Source organism: Mesorhizobium sp. LSHC412B00 (genome assembly GCF_000503035.1).
Lineage (GTDB): Bacteria > Pseudomonadota > Alphaproteobacteria > Rhizobiales > Rhizobiaceae > Mesorhizobium.
Map to the genome: position 1 here is coordinate 281,586 of NZ_AYWB01000005.1, position 19,468 is coordinate 301,053.

Genomic DNA, 19,468 nt, shown 5'->3' on the forward strand with positions numbered 1-19,468 from the left:
GTTGATGGTTCGTTAACGAAGCCACGCATAGAGTCGGGCTTCAATGGCTGACAACGGGAAATCACGAACGGGCTTCCGGCACGCGCGCTGCGGCATCGCTGCAGCGGTGGTTTTGCTGTCGCTCGGGCTTGCGCGGGCCGAAAATACGCTGGACGTGGCGCCCGACCCCGATCTGAGCCGTGCCGAATATGAGAAGGTGTCGGCCGAGATCACGCTGTCGTCCGAACGGCTGGCCAAGCTCGCCGCCGACATTGCTTCGGTCAAGAAGGACCATGCCTCGATCACCGCGGCGCTTATCCAGTCGGCGATGACCGAGCAGAAGCTCGGCCAGGACATCGAGGATATCGGCGCCAGGCTCGAAGGACTGAAGGGCGAGGAACAGAAGATCCGTGTCTCGCTGGCGGCGCGGCGCGACGTGCTGGCCGAGGTGCTGGGGGCGCTGCAGCGCATGGGGCTCAATCCGCCGCCGGCGATCCTGGTCAAGCCGGAAGACGCACTGTCGTCGGTGCGCAGCGCCATCCTGCTCGGCGCAGTGGTGCCCGAACTGCGCCAGCAGACCGACAAATTGCTGGCCGACCTCAGGGAACAGACCCGGGTGACGGCCTCGATCGAGGCCGAGCGGACGCGGCTAACAGCGGCGGTCGGCGAGCAGACGGCGGAAAAGAAACGCCTCTCCATGCTGCTCGAAGCCAAGCAGAAGCTCGAGGCGGACACCTGGACGGCGATGGCCGCCGAAAAGCAGCGGTCCCAGGCGCTTGCGGCCAAGGCCGGCAGCCTGAAAGAGCTGATCGCTTCGCTCGAGGCCGACAAGAGCCGCAAGGCGGCGGATGCCGTCAAGGCAGGCGAGCAGAAAGCGGCCGACAGCGATAAGCCCGACGCCGATAACGCCGATGCAGGCACAACCGCGTCGACGGAGCTGGCGTCGCTGCCCGTGCCGGAAGGCAACCGCCTCACCGCCGCCGCGCCGTTTTCGGCACTTCAGGGGCAAGTCTCGCTGCCGGTCACCGGCAAGATCAAGCTGCGTTTCGGGGCCGATGACGGTAACGGCGCGGTGATGCTTGGCGACATGGTTGCGACACAATCGGGAGCCATCGTCACGGCACCAGCGGACGGAAATGTGCTTTATGCGGGGCCTTTTCGCTCTTATGGTCAACTCTTGATCCTCAATGCGGGAGACGGCTATCATGTCGTCCTGGCGGGGATGAGCAGAATCAGCGTCGCGTCTGGCCAGTCGGTGCTCGCAGGAGAGCCGGTCGGCGCGATGGGAGAGGCCCGGGTGGCAAGCACCTCGGCCTCGAAGAATGGAAATGCCACGCCGGAACTCTATGTCGAGTTCCGCAAGGATGGAAAACCCGTCGATCCGACCCCATGGTGGGCGGACCGCTTCTCTGGAAGGACGTGAAATGATGCGGAAACTGTCGCTTCTTATTGCCGGTGCGCTGATGGGCGCGTCAGCGATGAGCCTGGTCTATGGCGCGCCCGGCTCGACGGCGAACGCTGCAGGCTCCGAGACCTATAAGCAACTGGCGATCTTCGGTGACATCTTCGAGCGCGTGCGGGCGCAGTATGTGACGCCGCCGGACGACAAGTCGCTGGTCGAAAACGCCATCAACGGCATGCTCACCTCGCTCGACCCGCACTCCTCCTACATGAATGCCGAGCAGGCGCAGGACATGCGTGTGCAGACCAAGGGTGAGTTCGGCGGCCTTGGCATCGAGGTCACCATGGAGAACGATCTGGTCAAGGTGATCACGCCGATCGACGACACCCCGGCTGCCAAGGCAGGCGTGCTGGCCGGCGACTATATCGCCAAGATCGACGGCCAAGAGGTTCGCGGCCTGACGCTCAACGATGCGGTCGAAAAGATGCGCGGCCTGGTCAACACGCCGATCAAGCTGACAATCCTGCGCCAGGGCGCCGACAAGCCGATCGAGCTGACGGTGGTGCGCGATATCATCAAGGTCAAGGCGGTCAAGTTCCGGGTCGAGAACGACATCGGCTACATGAAGATCACCTCCTTCACCGAAAAGACCTATGACGACCTCGAGAATGCCATCGACACCATCAAGAAGCAGGTGCCGAACGACAAGCTCAAGGGCTATGTGCTCGATCTGCGCCTCAACCCGGGCGGCCTGCTCGACCAGGCGGTGAGCGTGTCCGACGCCTTCCTCGACCGTGGCGAGATCGTCTCGACCCGCGGCCGCGACCCGAAGGACGTCACACGCTTCGACGCCAAGGCAGGCGACGACATCGGCGCCAAGCCGCTGATCGTGCTCGTCAATGGCGGTTCGGCCAGCGCCTCCGAGATCGTCGCCGGCGCGCTGCAGGACCTGCGCCGCGCCACAGTGGTCGGCACGCAGTCCTTCGGCAAGGGCTCGGTGCAGACCATCATCCCGCTTGGCGAGAACGGCGCGCTGCGCCTGACGACGGCGCTCTATTACACGCCGTCCGGCAAGTCGATCCAGGGCAAGGGCATCACGCCCGACATCAAGGTCGACCAGCCGCTGCCGCCCGAACTGCAGGGCAGGGACCTGACCCGCGGTGAATCTGACCTCAAGGGCCACATCAAGGGCGCCGACGAGAGCGATACCGGTTCGGGCTCGGCTGCCTATGTGCCGCCGGATCCAAAGGACGATCTGCAGCTGATCTATGCCGAACAGCTGCTGCGCGGCCAGAAGACCGACCCGGCATTCCCGCCGAATCCGGAGAAGGCAGTGCTTAACCAATAAAATCGACTGGTAGCTCTGGCTGCCCAATCGAAGCGATGCAATGCTGCCGGGACCGTGAGGTTCCGGCAGTTTGATTCGGGGGCAGCTGGGCGCTGCGCCTCAAAAGGCGCAGGGGACGCGCCGTCAGTTTTGGATCTGCGCATGGCGAAAAGATTTCGCTGATCACGCGCCCGGGGATGCGGCTTGGCTGACGTCGGCAAGGACATCGAACGCCCGCTCGGACAGACCGTCCGACCGCGTGCTGCGTCGCGCGGGATCAGCGCTGGCGCCGTCGCGGCGACGCTGGTCGTGCTGGCCGCGGTCGGCATCTCCGGCGCGATCGCGCTGCGCGAGAAGCCGTTCCGCAAACCGGAAGCAATCGCGGTCTCGACGCCAAAGGTGACGGCGGCGGCCGAGCCCGCGGCCGCAGCACCCACTGCTCAAGCGACGGCGGCAGCGCCGAAGGCGGAAACGCCCAAGGCCAGCGGTCCGCAGATCATCCATGTGCAAACCCAGGAGGGTGACGGCCCGCCCAATGCAGCCATTGTCATCCACGACCCGTCGACGATCGGCCAGAACCTGAAGATCGCGCATATCCCCGACAGGGCGCTGATCGAGGCCAGCGACACCGGCCCGTTGCCGGTTCGCGCCGCTGACGGCCGGCGGCCGTTCGATGTCTATGCGCGGCCGTGGTCGGGTTCGCGCGGCGCTCGCGTGGCAATCGTCATCGGCGGGCTTGCCGTGTCGCAGACCGGCACGCAGGCGGCAATCGCCAAGCTGCCGGCTGAAGTGACTTTGGCCTTTGCGCCGCAAGGCAACAGCATCGGCCGGTGGATGCAGGCGGCACGGCAGAGCGGGCATGAGGTGGTCATGCAGGTGCCGCTCGAACCGTTCGACTATCCCAATGTCAATCCCGGCCGCAACACGCTGACAGTGGCGGCAAGCCAGGACGACAATCTGAAGAATCTGCGCTGGGCGCTGTCGCGGACCACCAACTATACCGGCGTCATGAACTATATGGGGGCGCGCTTTTCGGCCGACGCGACAGCGATGGGGCCGTTCATGGCCGAGCTTGGCAAGCGCGGCCTTGCCTATATCGATGACGGCTCGTCCGCACGGAGCCTGGCGTCCGATCTCGCCTTGAAGGACGGTGTGCCGTTCGTCGCCGGCGATACGGCAATCGACGCCGTGCAGGACCGCGGCGCCATCCTGAAAAAGCTCGACGCGCTGGAAGCGACCGCGCGTGCGAAAGGCTCCGCCGTCGGCATCGGCTCGGCTTTCGACCTCACCGTCGACACCGTGGCGTTCTGGGCGGTCGAAGCGAAAAAGCGCGGCATCGAGATCGTGCCGATCTCGGCGGTGGCCATCGACCCGGAAAAGGGCTGACCGGCGCTTGTGGCGATTTTCAACGATGCCGAGAAAAGAGCTCTCTCTGGGCCTGATTGATTGAACCATCATCCCAGTCGACCTCGCGCTTTGATTGCGGGATGTGTCTCCGCCGATATTCGTTGTTGTAGAACAGGGTGCCGTGGATTCCGAGCACATCGCGTTTCAGGATGGGACGACCCCAAAGCGGCGCCAGCACGCGACCTGCCTCGTCTTCACCAAGCCGCTCAAATAAATCTTCGGCCAGTTCCATGTCTCTTCCATCCGGGAAGATGGCGGCGTACTCCTCCTCTGTTGCCTCGAACACGCTGAAGGTTGCGTTCAAGGCGCCGTCGATGATTTGAATATTTTTCATGGAATTACTCTGCCATTCGACCGCAACGGCGGCAACGGGGCCGGGTGGCAGTGACTGGAACGAACCCACGTTTTCCGCTTCCGGGGCAAGCCTACTTTGAGTACGCTCCGCTCCGGTTCTCGAAATCATTCGCCACTGCCTCGCCGGAGCGAATCTCAGAACGGCTTTAAACTCCGATGGCTAAAAAGATCGACCCCGAGACGCTGCCATACCGCCCCTGTGTCGGGCTGATGATCCTCAATGGCGACGGGCTGGTCTGGGTCGGGCACCGCATCGCCGAGCCGGACAGCGAATTCGCCGGCACCACGCAGCTCTGGCAGATGCCGCAAGGCGGCATCGACGAGGGCGAGGAGCCGCTGCAGGCGGCCGGGCGCGAACTCTATGAAGAGACCGGCATGCGCTCGGTCACGCTGCTGGCCGAGGCGCCGCACTGGATCAATTACGACCTGCCGCCCGATCTGGTCGGCATAGCTCTCAAGGGGCGTTATCGCGGCCAGACGCAGAAATGGTTCGCCTACCGCTTTCACGGCGGGACCAGCGAGATCCAGATCAATCCGCCGCCGGGCGGCCACACCGCCGAATTCGATGAATGGGCATGGCGGCCGATGCAGGACCTGCCCGATCTGATCGTGCCGTTCAAACGCAAGGTCTATGAGGATGTGGTGGCGGCGTTCCGTCATCTTGCCTAGCTGGATGTGACGGTTCGCACGGCACCTGATTCGTGCTTTATTGATCGGGACACCCGCAGCCACGAGACCCATATGAACGACGCCGGGCAATGGCCTCTTAGCGCAGCGTATGGGCTGCCCCTCACCCGCCTGCCGGCTTTCGTCACTCGAAAAGCCAAGCAGTTGGCCTTTCGTCCGCTTTACGCCGACCGCTCCTCAATTCCCCGTATAGGGATAGGGAGAGATATCCGGCAGGACAATGAGGGGCAGCGCCGACTTCAGCGGGTCTGCGATGCATAAAGCCAAAGATACGATCAGCGAAGCGGCGGCCGGCGCCATTCTCACCATCGATCTCGGCGCTATCCGAGAGAATTACCGGCGGCTCAAGGCAAAGCTCGGCGGCGTACGCTGCGCCGGCGTCGTCAAGGCCGACGGCTACGGGCTTGGCGCGCGGCAAGTGGCGGCGGCACTGGTTGCCGAAGGCTGCGACAGCTTCTTTGTCGCGCATCTCACCGAGGGTGTAGCGCTGCGCGACGCACTCGGACCGAAGCTGGAAATCCATGTGCTGAACGGCCTGCCGCCGGGCTCGGAACCCGAAGCGGTGGCCGCCGACCTTGTTCCCGTCATCAACAGCACCGGGCAACTGAAGGCGTGGAGCGAGGCAGGCCAAAAGGCCGGCCGCAAGCTCAAGGCCGCCATCCAGGTCGACAGCGGTATGTCGCGGCTGGGCATGGGCCTGGCAGAGGTCGAGGCGCTTACGGCCGATGCTTTCGCCGGCGTCGATGTCGTCCTCGTCATGAGCCATCTGGCCCGTGCGGACGAACCGACCAATGCGGCCAATGACGCGCAACTCAGGGAGTTCGAACGGCTGCGCAAAATGCTGCCCAAGGCGCCGGCGTCGCTCGACAATTCCTCCGGCATCTTTCTTGGGCCGCGCTATCAGTACGACCTCGCGCGTCCGGGCGCTGCGCTCTACGGCATCAATCCGACGCCTGATGAGGCGAACCCGATGCTGCCGGTGGTGCGGCTCGAGGCAAAGATCATCCAGACACGCGGCATCGATAAGGGGGCGGGCGTCGGCTACGGACATGCGTTTCTGGCCAGCGGTCCCTTGCGCGCGGCCACGATCTCGCTCGGCTATGCCGATGGCTGGCACCGGCGCGCGGCTTCGGCTGCCTGGCTCGACGGCGTGCGACTGCCCTTTGTCGGGCGGGTGTCGATGGATTCGATCATACTCGACATCTCGGCCCTGCCGGCCGGCCGGCTGCGCGAGGGCGACCTTGTCGAACTCCTAAGCCCCTCGCAGAGCGTCGATGACGCCGCCGGTCATGCCGGCACGATCGGTTATGAAATCCTGACCAGTCTCGGCCCCCGCTTCCACCGCCGCTATATCAACGAATAGAGCCGCGACACGCCGCCCCTTGGCGGACGCCGCAGAATCCGGCAGACAGGAGGCGGCGGCCCTCTGACGGAAGTCGTCGTGGAGAGTGATGCGATGAAGATCTTCGTGTTGGGCGGCGGCGTTATCGGGGTCACCACTGCCTATTATCTCGCTGAGGCCGGCCACGAGGTGACGGTGTTCGACCGCCAGAAAGGGCCGGCGCTGGAAACCAGCTTCGCCAATGCCGGCGAGATCTCGCCGGGCTATGCTTCGCCCTGGGCCGGCCCCGGCATTCCGCTGAAGGCAATCAAGTGGCTGTTGATGAAGCACGGCCCGCTGGTGGTGCGGCCGGCCTTCGATCCGTATATGTGGACATGGCTCATCAAGATGCTGCGCAATTGCACCGCGGATCGCTATGCCATCAACAAGGCGCGCATGGTGCCGCTCGCCGAATACAGCCGCGACACGCTGAAGGCGCTGCGCGAGGCGACCGGCATCGCTTATGATGAGCGGACCAAGGGCACGCTGCAGCTGTTTCGCACGCAAAAGCAGCTCGACGGCACCGGCGGCGATGTAGAGGTGCTGAAGAAATATGGCGTTCCCTACGAGTTGCTCGATCCCGAAGGCTGCATTGGCGCCGAACCTGCGCTGGCCGGCGTGCGGGAAAAGTTTGTCGGCGGGCTGAGATTGCCCGGCGACGAAACTGGCGACTGCAAGATGTTCACCGATCGGCTGGCCGAGCTCTGCGTGGCGCGCGGCGTCACGTTCGAGTACGGTACGCAGATCCGGCGCTTCTCCAAGAACCGCAATCGCATCGTCAGCGTCGGCACCGACCAGCGCTCGCGCGCGGCCGACGCTTATGTGCTGGCGCTGGGCAGCTATTCGGCGCGCTTCATGCGCCTGCTCAGGCGCCCGATCCCGGTCTATCCGGTCAAGGGCTATTCGATCACCGTTCCGATCAAGGACGCGGTCGCCGCCCCGGTGTCGACGGTAATGGACGAAACCTACAAGGTGGCGATCACCAGGCTCGGCGACCGCATCCGCGTCGGCGGCACGGCGGAGATTTCCGGCTTCGATCTCAGGCTGCATGAATCGCGCCGGCGCACCCTCGAACATTCGGTCGGCGATCTGTTCCCGGATGGCGGCGACCTCAAGGCGGCGTCCTTCTGGTGCGGGCTGCGGCCGATGACGCCGGACGGGCCGCCGCTGGTCGGCCGCACCGAGTTCTCCAACCTCTATCTCAACACCGGGCACGGCACGCTTGGCTGGACCATGGCCTGCGGCTCGGCCAAGGTGCTGTCCGACATCATCTCCAGCAAGGTGCCTGATATCGATGTGCGGGAGCTGGGGCCGGAGCGGTATTTGAGGTAGGGGTGCTTTTTAAAGCTGGCGGGCCAGCACCCCCTCTGTCCTACCGGACAGAGGGGTGTAAAGGATCGCTACAGAACGGCATTCCTTCAGCGTCGCCAGCCCCTCAAAACGCCTCCTTCACCCAACCCTTCGAGAACAGCCATCGGTAGGCCCACGGTATCGTCACCTTGGTCGATACCGGGTTCGAATGGGCGACATAGTCGTCATAGACCGGCTGCATCCTGGCGTAGAAGGCAGGGTCGAGCACCGTCATGCCGTTCTCCAGATCGTGGAAGAAACTGCGGTTGTTGAGATTGACCGACGAGATCGTCACCAGCCTTTCGTCGATCATCATGATCTTGGAGTGCAGCACGACATCGGGCGCCTTGAATTCGCGGATGTTGATGCGGTCGCCATATTTCTCGACGAACAGCTTGTTGAGCGCGGTCAGCAGCTTGCCGCCAATATCGCCCTTGAGGTCGATGCGGCCGACAATGTCGATCCTGACGCCGCGCGCCAGCGCCCGCTCGATGGCCAGGCTGAGCTTCGGCGTCAGATTAAGGTAGGGATTGACGATCTCGATATGGTGCCGGGCAGTGTCGATCAGCTCGACGAAATAGGTCTCGAGCGCATGGTTGTCCTCGTAGGGCACGGAAATGAAATGGCGCACCGTGCCCGGCAGGCGCCGGCTGTCGGAGCGCACCGGAATGGAGAAGGGTCTTGCGATGTTGGTGTCGGCGTCGCGCAGCCACAATGTCGAGAGATGCGCGGCCAGCGTCTCGACCGTGGCCGGGTCGGCAAACTCGATGTCGAAATCGCTCCAGTTCGAATAGTAGTTGAGCGAGAGGCCGTCGGTCTTGCCGTATTGCTCGAGGTTCGGATAGCGCGACAGGTCGATCGGCTTGTGGAACAGGAAGCCGTCATGAATGTTGCGGCCGCCGATGATGACGCGCGAGCGGGCTGGATCCTCGGCAAGTGTCGCCAGCATCTTGACGTGATGGGTCTTGTGCAGCTGTGACAGTTGCTCGTCGACCGGCGCGCCGTGGTCGGCCCGCCAACGATATTCCTGCAACTCGACATTGGGATAATCGGCCGCCAGCCGGTGCAGCAGGGCATCGTCCTTGTCGCGCTCCAGCACGTCTGTGACCATGATGCGCACTTTGGTGCCGAGGGCTGCGTGATGGCGGATCAGCCGCTCGATGACGCGGCCGGAAAAATCGGCCTTGAACTCCAGCGACGACAGATAGACCAGCTTGAGTTTCGGCGCGCGCGAGAAATCGAGCGGCAGTTCGGGGTCGGCCTTGTCGAAGGCGCTGTCGGGTAAAAGCGCGCCGAGCAGCGCTTCGACCTTGGCATTGAAGCCGTCGCGCGACTTGCGTAACAGGCGCGGTGACCCGAGCGGCAGCGAACAAGTCTGCGACAGCCAGCGGCCGGCATAGAAGACGCGGGCGAGTTCATCCAGGCCGGATGGATCGGGCACTGGACAACGCTCGTAGCGGCTGTCGAGCGCGGCTATCGCCGGATAGGCAACCTCTTCGCGCAGGATGGTGAGCGGGGCGCCTGCCGGCGCCAGGCTGGAGCTGAGCTTGAGGCTGCAGCGGTTCAAACCATCGCTGGGGAACAGGCTGGCGGTTTGCCCGGCCGACAGGCGGAGCCGGAAGGCGGCGCCGCTCGCCACGCTGCGCGAGCCACCGCCAGCGCGAATCGCCAGCGCGCCGTCGCAGGCGCCTGATATGTCGACTGGCTGCTGGCCCGACTGGTGCAGCACGACCTCGACCGAGCGCGCCTGCAGGCCGGAAAAGCTGAACGTCTTTGGCGCGGAGGGCCGCGCGGCGGCGTCGACATAGAGCGTCTGCCGCGACACGCGCCAACGACCGTCGAAATGGCCTTCGCCGGGCTTGCCCTCTGCCGGCATCTGTTCGGCGGTGACCGGTTTCGCCAGCCGTTCCAGCGTCCGGTAGGTGGCCTGGAAATCGCGGTTGGCGATGGCGTGGCGGTCATGGCCGAACGGACCGGTGCCGTTCGCCCTGTCGATGGCGCCGATCTGGTTGTGGGCGAGCAGCGCCAGAAACTGCCTTTCATAGTCGCGGGCGCCGGCATCGCCGAAAAACGCTGCTGCTGCAGTCTGCGGTCCCGGCGTGTCGGCCGATAGCGACGGCCGGCCGCAATCCTTCGCATCGGGAAAGAAATCGCAGCTGTGCCGGATCGGGGCGGCGCAACCGGCAAGGGCCGCCAGCCCCAGCCCGGCCAAGGCCAGGCAGATGGCGCGGTTCATCCGGTCGCACCGTTCATCGTCTTCAGTTCAGCCGGATCGCGCGGCGGCAGGAAGCCTTGCGGAAACACCTTGCAGACGGGAAGCGCGAAAGTGGCGATCAAAAGCTCGGCCTCGCCGCGCATCTTTTTCGGCGCTGTCTTGTCATGACGGATCGCCTTTGCCGAGGCGACGAGCGCGCCGTCGCAGTCGCAATGATTATGGCGCGCGATGTAGCAGGCGTCATGGATTTGGCAGGCGCTGTCGAGGCGATTGACAGGGCGAGCCGAGAGGTCGCCGGTGCGGGTGCCGGGACCGCAATAATTGCCGAAGACGAAAGGCGACGGGCGGGCCATTGCGATGCGGACCGGCTTGGGCAGTTCGGCTTCCGGAACTTCGGTCCATGGATTGGCGCAGGCGGAAAGCGCGACAAGCGGCAAGATGGCGAGCACCGCTCGCATTTTGATCCGCACCAGCTTTGCAAAAAAGTGTCCCACCCGGCGCAGCCAATCCTTAATAATAGGCGACATCGCGCTTGTTGCCACACTGGCCGATTTTGTGGCGAGGGCAAGGCGGCGCGGCCATCAGACAAACAGCCCGCGCTCTCTCTCGACTGCCTTGGTGATGAAGTTGGCGACGATCTGCACGCGGCGCAGTGGCCGGACCGATTCATGATAGACCAGCCAGTAGGCGCGGCGGATCGGCGTCACGATGTTAACGGGGATCAGCTCCGGCATCGAGCGGGCGACAAAGGTGTGCAAGATGCCGATGCCGGCGCCCGACCGCACCGCTTCGGCCTGGCCCAGCGCTGAGGAGATGGCGAAGCTGGTGCGCCAGTCCGGGCTGAACTCCGCCGCATAGTCGAGCGACGGGCTGACGATCAGGTCTGGGACATAGCCGATCAGCGTATGCTGGCCGAGTTCGGCAGCGGTCTCGGGTAAGCCGTGCGCCTGCGCATAGTCCCGCGAGGCAAACAGGCCGAGGGTGTAGTCGACCAGCTTTCCCGCCACCAGCCTGCCTTCGCTCGGCCGCTCGACGGTGATGGCGATGTCGGCCTCGCGCCGCGACAGCGAGAAGGAACGCGGCACCGGCACCAGCTGGATGGTGAGTTCGCGGTGCAGCGCGGTCAGCGCGCCAAGACGCGTGGCGAGGAATGCAACGCCAAACCCGTCGGGCGCGCCGATGCGCACCGTGCCTGAGATATCGTCGCCTTCGCCCGACACGGCGGAGCGCGCGGCGATCATGTCGGCTTCCATGCGCTCGGCAATGTCGAGAAAGCGCTGGCCGGCCGGCGTCAGCTCGCTGCCGGTGGTAAGCCGGCGAAACAGTTTTGTCCGTAACGCATCCTCAAGCGCTGCGATGCGGCGCGAGACGGTGGCGTGATTGAGTTCCAGCCGCTTGGCGGCGCCAAGGATCTGCCCGGCGCGGGCCACGGCGAGGAAGATGCGGACGTCATCCCAGTTCATTGGGGTGGTCCGGGCTAGCGGCGAACGCGGCGTTCCCGCCCACCCCCCTCTGGCCTGCCGGCCATCTCCCCCGCAAGGAGGGAGATTGGCAGCTCCGCCACCTGCGTCTCTTTTGGTGCGTTGAAGATTTGCGAAGGCGGCAGCCACATCTGATCTCCCCCCTTGCGGGGGAGATGTCCGGCAGGACAGAGGGGGGTGTGACGGAGCGCAACCTTCGGGCCTTTCAGCAATCTGTAATTTGCGGCAATTAATGCACACTCGTCCTTCGTTGTCTATTTACCGCACAACGGTTGCGTTTCCCCTCGCGTTGCCTTCGCGCGTGCAAAGGCGTTGAATGCTTCATCACAAACTCAGGGAGAGAAACCATGGTCGAATACGGTCATTTCATTGGCGGCAAGCATGTCGCCGGGACCAGCGGGCGCAAGCAGGACGTCATGCAGCCGATGGACGGCTCGGTGCGCGGCACGGTGGCGCTGGCGTCGCCGGCGGAACTGCGTGCGGCTGTCCTGAACGCCAAGGAAGCACAGATCAAATGGGCTGCGACCAACCCGCAGCGGCGTGTGCGCGTGCTGATGAAGTTTCTTGAACTGGTTGCCCGCGACTATGACGAACTGGCCGATCTCCTGGCGCGCGAGCACGGCAAGACCATCGCCGACGCCAAGGGCGACATCCAGCGCGGTCTCGAAGTGGTCGAAGTCTGCATCGGTGCGCCGCACATGATGAAGGGCGAGTTCACCGACGGCGCCGGCCCCGGCATCGATGTCTATTCGATGCGCCAGCCCCTCGGCGTCGTCGCCGGCATCACCCCGTTCAATTTCCCGGCGATGATTCCGTTGTGGAAGATTGCCCCGGCGCTGGCCTGCGGCAATGCCTTTATCCTGAAGCCTTCCGAGCGTGACCCTGGAGTGCCGATGCGCATCGCCGAACTGTTCCTCGAGGCTGGCCTGCCGGCTGGCGTCCTCAACGTCGTCAATGGCGACAAGGACGTCGTCGACGCCATCCTCGACGATCCTGACATCAAGGCCATCGGCTTTGTCGGCTCGACGCCGATCGCGCATTACATCTATTCGCGCGGCACGGCCGCGGGAAAACGCGTGCAGTGCTTCGGCGGCGCCAAGAACCACATGGTCATCATGCCCGATGCCGACATGGACCAGACGGTCGATGCGCTGATCGGCGCCGGCTACGGCTCGGCCGGCGAGCGCTGCATGGCGATCTCGGTTGCCGTTCCCGTCGGCAACGACACCGCCAACCGGCTGATGGAAAAGCTGATCCCGCGTGTCGAAAGCCTCAAGGTCGGCCCGTCGACGGATTCGTCCGCCGATTTCGGCCCGCTGGTGACGGCGCAGGCATTGGAACGCGTCAAGGGTTATGTCGACACCGGCGTCAAGGAAGGCGCCAAGCTGGTCGTCGATGGCCGCGGCTTCTCCATGCAGGGCTACGAGGATGGCTACTATATGGGCGGCTGCCTGTTCGACAATGTGACCGCTGACATGCGCATCTACAAGGAAGAGATCTTTGGTCCGGTGCTGTCGGTGGTGCGTGCGCCGACCTATGAGAGCGCCATCAAGCTCGCCAACGATCATGAGATGGGCAATGGCGTGGCCATCTTCACCCGTGACGGGGATGCTGCTCGTGATTTTGCTTCGCGCGTCCAGGTCGGCATGGTCGGCATCAACGTGCCGATCCCAGTTCCGATCGCTTACTACACGTTCGGCGGCTGGAAGGCGTCGTCCTTCGGCGACCTCAACCAGCATGGTCCGGACGCGTTCCGCTTCTACACCAAGACCAAGACGGTGACCTCGCGCTGGCCCTCCGGCGTCAAGGACGGTGCCGAGTTCGTCATCCCGACGATGAACTGACCGGACGATTTCGAAGATCGGCAAGAAGGCCCGGGTTCAACGTCCCGGGCCTTTCTTTGTACGAAACCGACATTGGCGATCACGTTCAAGCGATGGAACCAAGAGCCTGTCATCTGCCTTAAATTGCATTCCTGCCGTGTGCAGGCCATCAAAATAGCGCCGGTTGCAGCCGGGGTTCTCGTCTGGCGCAAGGAGGTGTCAGATGACACGACGTCTTGTGGCGGCGATATTCTTTGCGGTGTTCGCGATGTCCGGCATCGCCGAGGCCAAAGCCGATCAATGCGCGGCGCGGACCGACTTGGTCAAGGCGCTCGGCGAGAAGTTCCACGAAAACCAAGCCGCTCGTGGCCTGGTGAACCCGAATGTGGTGCTTGAGATATTCGTCTCCGACCAGGGCACCTGGACCATCCTGGCCACCGACACACACGGCCAAAGCTGCATCATCACGGCTGGCGAAGGCTGGGACGGGGCGACCATGGCCGCAGTCTTGCCGGGCACCTGATAAAGACCGGTCGGAAGTCTGGAGCAGAGACGGAGTTCAGCGTGTGGCGGCCACTTCGGCATGGCCGCGCAGCAGTGCCATAAGGCGTTTGGCGTCCTTGGCGGCAGCCTCTTCGTCACCAGCCAGGATCGAGCGGATTAGCGCGACGTGGTGCTCAGCCGATTCGGCCAGTCCTGTGTCGGCCCTGTAGCGGAACCAGAAGCGGCGGCTGTGGGTCTGCAGGGGCGCGGCCAGACGGGCCGCAAACGGGTTGTCGGCGGCCATCGCCAAGGCCTCGTCGAGCGCCTTGTCGGCCTGGATGAAGGCCAGCACATTGCCCGAGATGACGGCCTTCTGCATGGCAAGGGCTGCCTCATGAAACAGGTCGGCGGCCTCACGGGTGACGAAGCGGGCGGCCGAGCGCGCCAGCACCACCTCGACGCCGCGCCTGGCATCCAGCACGCGCAGCCAGTCGCCGGGATGAAGCGGGGCAATGGCGATGCCGGCGCGTGGCCTGACATCCAGCAGTCCTTCCCAGGCGAGGCGCTGGATCGCTTCGCGCACCGGCGTGCGTCCTAGCGCCAGCTTCTCGATGAGGGCGCCTTCGGTGACAAAGCTCGCCGGCGCCAGTTCCAACGTCACGATCATATGCTCGAGTACATGGTAGGCCTTGGCGGCGGCCGGCTCGGGGTATGCTGTCTCACTGGATATCAAAGGTGGGCTCCTGATATATCTACATATATCATAACGAATTCCGCGTTGACAGCCGGTTTTCAAATAGATATACGGCTGATATATCAGATGGAGAGACGATCATGTGGACCGGAGTTTTCCCCGCCGTCACGACCAAGTTTACTGATGGCGACCGCCTCGATCATGCCGAGATGGAGCGCTGCTTTGCTTTGCAGATGGAGGCAGGCTGCGACGGTATCATCGTCTGCGGTTCGCTCGGCGAAGGGCCGATGCTGTCGCATGACGAGAAGATCGAGGTGCTGAAGACTGCCCAGAAAGTTGCAGGCAACAAGCCGGTGCTGCTGACGGTCAACGAGGCGGGCACCCGCGAGGCGGCGAGCATCGCAAAGCGCGCGAGCCGGGAAGGCGCCAACGGGCTGATGGTGGTACCGAGCCCGATCTATCACACCAACCCGGAAGAGACGGTCGCCGCCTTGCGCGCCGTCGCTCAGGCCGGCGACCTGCCGGTGATGATCTACTCCAACCGCCTCGCCTACCGCGTCGACGTCACCGTCGACCAGATGGAGGAACTGGCCGCCGACAAGCGCTTCGTCGCCATCAAGGAGTCCTCCGACGACATCCGCCGCTCGACAGAGATCATCAACCGCTTCGGCGACCGCTACGATTTGTTCACCGGCGTCGACAATCTCGCCTTCGAGGCGCTGTCGGTGGGCGCCATCGGCTGGGTGGCGGGTCTGGTCGTCGCCTTCCCGCGCGAGACCGTCGCCATCTACCAGCTGATGAAGCAGGGCCGCCGCGAGGAGGCGCTTTCGATCTACCGCTGGTTCCGGCCGCTGCTCGATCTCGATGTCTCGACCTATCTGGTCCAAAACATCAAGCTTGCCGAAGTGCTCGCGATCGACACAAATGACCGCGTGCGCATGCCGCGCCAGCCGCTGTCGGGCGAGCGCCGCAAAGCGGTCGAGAAGATCGTCAAGGACGCGCTGGCGGTACGGCCGAAGCTGCCGCAGTTCTGAAGGCTTTCTTCTCCCCGTGCACGTGCACGGGGAGAAGATGGCGGCAGCCAGATGAGGGGCAGCGCCGACGTGCAAGGAAATTCCAGGGACACAGAGGAGGGCCGCCGCCCCTCATCCGCCCTTCGGGCCCCGCAGCCCTTCGCTGGCGCTCCGGGCGTTCGTCGTTCGGAAAGCCAAGCAGTCGGCTTTTCCACCGCTTCGCGGACCACTCCTCACCCCCGTGAACGGGGAGAAGGGGTAGATATCGCCATTGTCGGTGGCGGCATTGTCGGCATCTGCGCGGCGGCCATGCTGGCCGAGGCCGGGCGCAGCGTCACGGTCTTCGACCGCACCGGCATCTGCGAGGAGACGAGCTCCGGCAATGCCGCCGCCTTCGCCTTCTCCGACGTGCTGCCGCTGGCGCACAAGGGCATGATGCGGCACTTGCCGAAATGGCTTGCCGATCCGCTCGGGCCACTCAGCATCCCGCCGGCCTACTTGCCGAAGCTGTTGCCTTGGCTGTTGCGCTTCTGGCGCGCTGGCGCACCAGAAAAATATGAGGCGAGCCTTGCTGCTCAGGCAGGCATGATGAAGCTCGCCGAGGCTGAATGGATGGGCCTGCTCGACCGTTCCGGCACGCGGCTGGTGCTGCGCGAGGACGGCTCGCTGGAGCTTTATGAAAGCGAGGCCGAATTTCAGGCCGGGCTGCCGGGCTGGGCGGCGCGCGAGCGCTTCGGCATCGGCTTTCGCCATGTCGAAGGCGACGAACTGGCGCGGCTGCAGCCGGGACTGTCGCCGCGCTTCATCAAGGGCACCTTCGTGCCGGGCTGGAAGACCGTCGCCGATCCGAAACTGCTCGGCAAGGGGGTGTGGGCCTATGCCGAAAGGCTGGGCGCGCGTTTCGAAAAGGCGCGCATAGAGCGCGTCGCCGCCAATCCTGATGGCGCGACGCTGACGCTGACGGACGGCACGACCAGGCAGGCAAGACATCTTGTCGTGGCCGCCGGGGCATGGTCGCATCTGCTGACGAAGGCGCTTGGCGACACCATCCCGCTCGAAACCGAGCGCGGCTACAACACGACACTGCCGAAGACCGCTTTCGACGTGCAGCGGATGCTGATCTTTTCCGGCCATGGCTTCGTCATCACGCCACTCGAGACGGGCTTGCGCGTCGGCGGCGCCGTCGAGTTGGGCGGTCTCGACCGGCCGCCGAATTTTGCGCGTTCGAAGGCCATGCTGGAAAAAGCCAGACAATTCCTTCCGGGGCTGGACGCGTCAGGTGGCCGCGAGTGGATGGGGTGTCGCCCGTCGCTGCCGGATTCGTTGCCCGTCATCGGCACGGCGCGCACCGCGTCCAACGTCGTCTACGCCTTTGGCCATGGCCATCTCGGCCTGACCCAGGCGGCGGCCAGCGGCCGCTTGATCCGCGATCTTGTTCTCGGGCAAACTTCGCCGATCGATCTTGCTCCCTTCAGCCCGCAACGGTTTTGAGTTCGAGGAAATCATGGCCAAAAAATCCTTCTTTTGCATCGACGGCCATACCTGCGGTAATCCGGTGCGGCTGGTCGCCGGCGGCGGCCCTTTGCTTCAGGGGCCGACGATGATGGAGCGGCGGGCGCATTTCCTGGCGGAGTATGACTGGATCCGCACCGGGCTGATGTTCGAGCCGCGCGGCCACGATGTCATGTCGGGCTCGATCCTCTATCCGCCGACGCGCGAGGATTGCGACATAGCCATCCTGTTCATCGAGACGTCGGGCTGCCTGCCGATGTGCGGCCACGGCACGATCGGCACGGTGACGATGGCCATCGAACATGGGCTGATCAAGCCGAAGACACCCGGCGTGCTCCGGCTCGACACACCGGCCGGGCTGGTTATCGCCGAATACAAACAAGTCGGCGACTATGTCGAGGAGGTGCGCATCACGAATGTGCCGTCCTTCCTTTATGCCGAGGGACTGACGGTCGACTGCCCGCAGCTTGGCGAGATCACTGTCGATGTCGCCTATGGCGGCAATTTCTACGCAATCGTCGAGCCGCAGGCGAATTTTCGCGACATGGCTGATTATTCCGCCAGCGATTTCATCGCCTGGAGCCCCGTGGTGCGGCAGCGGCTCAACGAGAAGTACTCGTTCGTGCATCCGGAAAACCCCGGCATCAACCGGCTGTCCCACATGCTGTGGACGGGCGAGCCGACAATGGCGGGCGCGGATGCGCGCAACGCGGTCTTCTATGGCGACAAGGCGATCGACCGCTCACCTTGCGGCACCGGCACCTCGGCGCGCATGGCGCAGCTCCATGCCAAGGGCAAGCTCAAGGCCGGCGACAGTTTTGTCCACGAATCGATCATCGGCTCGCTGTTCAAGGGCAAGGTCGAGAGGGACGTCACTGTTGCCGGCAAGCCGGCCATCATTCCTTCGATAGGCGGCTGGGCCCGGATGACCGGCCTGAACACCATCTTCATCGACGACCGCGATCCGTTCGCGCACGGTTTTGTGGTTAAGTGATGCGGTAGGCTGCCGATCATCCACCGAGACCAGGACTTGGACCCAGAGCGGGACCTCTTGGCAAACCAGTCAGCGAAAGGTTAGCGCGTTGGGCGAGGCATCCACCGCCATAAGTCGGGAAGTAACCCATGTTGCAGCTGGTCAGTACGGAATGTGGCTAAAAAACGAAACCCGCCAACAATGCAAGGATTCGTCTCATCACCGAATTTTGACCGGGATTTCTTCGAAATGAGGTCGCTGGCCCGGCTGAATCGTCAAAGACATTGCGTTATGCCAATGATAGGGTCCGCGATAGTCCAGCGGTCGGGAGCAAAAAAACGGGCAATCGGAAGGCGTGCCGGCAAAACACGCTCGACGTTTGAAAAATCACGTTGCAATCCGGGCTCGAAACTTTACGACTAGGGGAAATACGAAAAGGAATGCGTCTGCATGGGCGACATTCCAGGGGAGCCATGTACACATGCAGTACTTTGTCCAGCAGCTTATCAATGGGCTGACGCTGGGATCGATCTATGGGCTGATCGCAATCGGCTACACGATGGTCTACGGCATCATCGGCATGATCAACTTCGCCCACGGCGACATTTTCATGGTCGGGGCATTCGCCGCCCTCGTTGTCTTCCTCATCCTCGGCTCCTTGTTCTATTCGGTCCCGGTCGTCCTGGCGCTGCTGATCATGATGATCGTGGCGATGCTGCTCACCAGCCTCTACAACTGGACGATCGAGAAGGTGGCCTACCGGCCGCTGCGCGGTTCGTTCCGGCTGGCGCCGCTGATCACCGCCATCGGCATGTCGATCGCGCTGTCGAACTTCATCCAGGTGACGCAAGGCCCGCGCAACAAGCCGATCCCGCCGATGGTCAGCCAAGTCTACAACATCAACGGCATCAGCGTGTCGCTGAAGCAGATCATCATCGTCGTCGTCACCGCCCTGCTGCTGGCGCTGTTCTGGTACCTGGTCAACAGGACTTCCCTCGGCCGGGCGCAAAGGGCGTGCGAGCAGGACCGCAAGATGGCGGCGCTGCTCGGCGTCGATGTCGACCGTACGATCTCGATCACCTTCATCATGGGTGCAGCGCTTGCGGCCGTCGCGGGCACGTTGTTCCTGATGTATTACGGCGTCATCGCCTTTTCCGACGGCTTTGTGCCGGGGGTCAAGGCCTTCACCGCGGCCGTTCTCGGCGGCATCGGGTCTCTGCCGGGCGCGGTGCTTGGCGGGCTTTTGATCGGCTTCATCGAGAGCATGTGGTCGGCGTATTTCTCGATCGACTACAAGGACGTCGCGGCGTTCTCGATCCTGGCGATCGTGCTGATCTTCCTGCCTTCCGGCATTTTGGGCCGGCCAGAAGTCGAAAAGGTCTGAGAC

General features: G+C 63.8%; 17 protein-coding genes. 12 read left to right on the forward strand and 5 right to left on the reverse strand.

The window, feature by feature from the left end:
* Positions 1–43 precede the first annotated feature (43 nt).
* The 3 genes from X757_RS152370 to X757_RS152360 all read left to right on the forward strand — a co-directional run bounded on the left by X757_RS152370 (position 44) and on the right by X757_RS152360 (position 4,094).
* Positions 44–1,402 (forward strand): murein hydrolase activator EnvC, encoded by a 1,359-nt coding sequence (locus X757_RS152370; RefSeq protein WP_023668700.1) that lies wholly within the window; start codon positions 44–46, stop codon positions 1,400–1,402.
* Between the two features lies 1 nt (position 1,403).
* Complete coding sequence (locus tag X757_RS152365; protein ID WP_023668701.1) at positions 1,404–2,729, forward strand: S41 family peptidase; 1,326 nt, start codon at positions 1,404–1,406, stop codon at positions 2,727–2,729.
* A gap of 183 nt (positions 2,730–2,912) precedes the next feature.
* Complete coding sequence (locus X757_RS152360; protein WP_023726151.1) at positions 2,913–4,094, forward strand: divergent polysaccharide deacetylase family protein; 1,182 nt, start codon at positions 2,913–2,915, stop codon at positions 4,092–4,094.
* A gap of 19 nt (positions 4,095–4,113) precedes the next feature.
* Here X757_RS152360 and X757_RS152355 read toward each other — a convergent pair whose 3' ends face one another.
* Entirely contained in the window at positions 4,114–4,578 is a 465-nt protein-coding gene (locus X757_RS152355) for a hypothetical protein (protein ID WP_245261401.1), read from the reverse strand.
* A 47-nt stretch (positions 4,579–4,625) separates the two neighbouring features.
* Between X757_RS152355 and X757_RS152350 the strand changes: the two genes are divergently transcribed.
* From X757_RS152350 to X757_RS152340, 3 genes are all read left to right on the forward strand, one after another.
* On the forward strand, positions 4,626–5,138 hold the full coding sequence (locus X757_RS152350; RefSeq protein WP_023726152.1) for an RNA pyrophosphohydrolase: 513 nt from the start codon (positions 4,626–4,628) through the stop codon (positions 5,136–5,138).
* Positions 5,139–5,409: 271 nt separating this feature from the next.
* A complete protein-coding gene (alr, locus tag X757_RS152345) occupies positions 5,410–6,519 on the forward strand; it encodes an alanine racemase (protein WP_031251258.1) in 1,110 nt (369 codons plus the stop codon).
* A gap of 93 nt (positions 6,520–6,612) precedes the next feature.
* Positions 6,613–7,869 carry a D-amino acid dehydrogenase gene (locus tag X757_RS152340; RefSeq protein WP_023668705.1) on the forward strand — a complete coding sequence of 419 codons (1,257 nt, stop codon included), beginning with the start codon at positions 6,613–6,615 and terminating at the stop codon, positions 7,867–7,869.
* A 103-nt stretch (positions 7,870–7,972) separates the two neighbouring features.
* Here X757_RS152340 and X757_RS152335 read toward each other — a convergent pair whose 3' ends face one another.
* From X757_RS152335 to X757_RS152325, 3 genes are all read right to left on the reverse strand, one after another.
* Positions 7,973–10,123 carry a phosphatidylserine/phosphatidylglycerophosphate/cardiolipin synthase family protein gene (locus tag X757_RS152335; protein ID WP_023726154.1) on the reverse strand — a complete coding sequence of 717 codons (2,151 nt, stop codon included), beginning with the start codon at positions 10,121–10,123 and terminating at the stop codon, positions 7,973–7,975.
* Positions 10,120–10,560 carry a hypothetical protein gene (locus tag X757_RS152330; protein ID WP_023668707.1) on the reverse strand — a complete coding sequence of 147 codons (441 nt, stop codon included), beginning with the start codon at positions 10,558–10,560 and terminating at the stop codon, positions 10,120–10,122. Before X757_RS152330 ends, X757_RS152335 begins: the two co-directional genes overlap by 4 nt.
* 123 nt (positions 10,561–10,683) lie before the next feature.
* A complete protein-coding gene (locus X757_RS152325; protein WP_023668708.1) occupies positions 10,684–11,565 on the reverse strand; it encodes a LysR family transcriptional regulator in 882 nt (293 codons plus the stop codon).
* 365 nt (positions 11,566–11,930) lie between these two features.
* Between X757_RS152325 and X757_RS152320 the strand changes: the two genes are divergently transcribed.
* Together X757_RS152320 and X757_RS152315 are read left to right on the forward strand one after the other, a co-directional pair.
* Positions 11,931–13,427 (forward strand): CoA-acylating methylmalonate-semialdehyde dehydrogenase, encoded by a 1,497-nt coding sequence (locus tag X757_RS152320; protein ID WP_023726156.1) that lies wholly within the window; start codon positions 11,931–11,933, stop codon positions 13,425–13,427.
* 202 nt (positions 13,428–13,629) lie between these two features.
* Entirely contained in the window at positions 13,630–13,929 is a 300-nt protein-coding gene (locus tag X757_RS152315) for a hypothetical protein (RefSeq protein ID WP_023684132.1), read from the forward strand.
* Between the two features lie 36 nt (positions 13,930–13,965).
* Here X757_RS152315 and X757_RS152310 read toward each other — a convergent pair whose 3' ends face one another.
* Complete coding sequence (locus X757_RS152310) at positions 13,966–14,622, reverse strand: GntR family transcriptional regulator (RefSeq protein ID WP_023684133.1); 657 nt, start codon at positions 14,620–14,622, stop codon at positions 13,966–13,968.
* A 101-nt stretch (positions 14,623–14,723) separates the two neighbouring features.
* Here X757_RS152310 and X757_RS152305 point away from each other — a divergent pair, with 101 nt between their 5' ends.
* The 4 genes from X757_RS152305 (at position 14,724) to X757_RS152290 (ending at position 19,465) form a co-directional block, all read left to right on the forward strand.
* Positions 14,724–15,617 (forward strand): dihydrodipicolinate synthase family protein, encoded by an 894-nt coding sequence (locus tag X757_RS152305; protein WP_023726157.1) that lies wholly within the window; start codon positions 14,724–14,726, stop codon positions 15,615–15,617.
* Between the two features lie 51 nt (positions 15,618–15,668).
* Positions 15,669–17,087, forward strand: coding sequence for an FAD-binding oxidoreductase (locus X757_RS152300; RefSeq protein ID WP_280940379.1), 1,419 nt, complete (start codon positions 15,669–15,671; stop codon positions 17,085–17,087).
* A 13-nt stretch (positions 17,088–17,100) separates the two neighbouring features.
* Complete coding sequence (locus tag X757_RS152295; protein WP_023684136.1) at positions 17,101–18,102, forward strand: 4-hydroxyproline epimerase; 1,002 nt, start codon at positions 17,101–17,103, stop codon at positions 18,100–18,102.
* Positions 18,103–18,562: 460 nt separating this feature from the next.
* A complete protein-coding gene (locus X757_RS152290; RefSeq protein ID WP_023668715.1) occupies positions 18,563–19,465 on the forward strand; it encodes a branched-chain amino acid ABC transporter permease in 903 nt (300 codons plus the stop codon).
* Positions 19,466–19,468: the final 3 nt, after the last annotated feature.

What these genes read in the sequence shown, in the direction of transcription:
- X757_RS152305 (WP_023726157.1), top strand. Translation starts at nt 14,724, where the DNA reads ATGTGGACCGGAGTTTTCCCCGCCGTCACGACCAAGTTTACTGATGGC.
- X757_RS152315 (WP_023684132.1), top strand. Translation starts at nt 13,630, where the DNA reads ATGACACGACGTCTTGTGGCGGCGATATTCTTTGCGGTGTTCGCGATG.
- X757_RS152350 (WP_023726152.1), top strand. Translation starts at nt 4,626, where the DNA reads ATGGCTAAAAAGATCGACCCCGAGACGCTGCCATACCGCCCCTGTGTC.
- X757_RS152365 (WP_023668701.1), top strand. Translation starts at nt 1,404, where the DNA reads ATGATGCGGAAACTGTCGCTTCTTATTGCCGGTGCGCTGATGGGCGCG.
- X757_RS152340 (WP_023668705.1), top strand. Translation starts at nt 6,613, where the DNA reads ATGAAGATCTTCGTGTTGGGCGGCGGCGTTATCGGGGTCACCACTGCC.
- X757_RS152330 (WP_023668707.1), bottom strand. Translation starts at nt 10,560, where the DNA reads ATGCGAGCGGTGCTCGCCATCTTGCCGCTTGTCGCGCTTTCCGCCTGC.
- X757_RS152320 (WP_023726156.1), top strand. Translation starts at nt 11,931, where the DNA reads ATGGTCGAATACGGTCATTTCATTGGCGGCAAGCATGTCGCCGGGACC.
- X757_RS152325 (WP_023668708.1), bottom strand. Translation starts at nt 11,565, where the DNA reads ATGAACTGGGATGACGTCCGCATCTTCCTCGCCGTGGCCCGCGCCGGG.
- alr (WP_031251258.1), top strand. Translation starts at nt 5,410, where the DNA reads ATGCATAAAGCCAAAGATACGATCAGCGAAGCGGCGGCCGGCGCCATT.
- X757_RS152370 (WP_023668700.1), top strand. Translation starts at nt 44, where the DNA reads ATGGCTGACAACGGGAAATCACGAACGGGCTTCCGGCACGCGCGCTGC.
- X757_RS152335 (WP_023726154.1), bottom strand. Translation starts at nt 10,123, where the DNA reads ATGAACCGCGCCATCTGCCTGGCCTTGGCCGGGCTGGGGCTGGCGGCC.
- X757_RS152290 (WP_023668715.1), top strand. Translation starts at nt 18,563, where the DNA reads ATGCAGTACTTTGTCCAGCAGCTTATCAATGGGCTGACGCTGGGATCG.
- X757_RS152300 (WP_280940379.1), top strand. Translation starts at nt 15,669, where the DNA reads ATGAGGGGCAGCGCCGACGTGCAAGGAAATTCCAGGGACACAGAGGAG.
- X757_RS152295 (WP_023684136.1), top strand. Translation starts at nt 17,101, where the DNA reads ATGGCCAAAAAATCCTTCTTTTGCATCGACGGCCATACCTGCGGTAAT.
- X757_RS152355 (WP_245261401.1), bottom strand. Translation starts at nt 4,578, where the DNA reads ATGATTTCGAGAACCGGAGCGGAGCGTACTCAAAGTAGGCTTGCCCCG.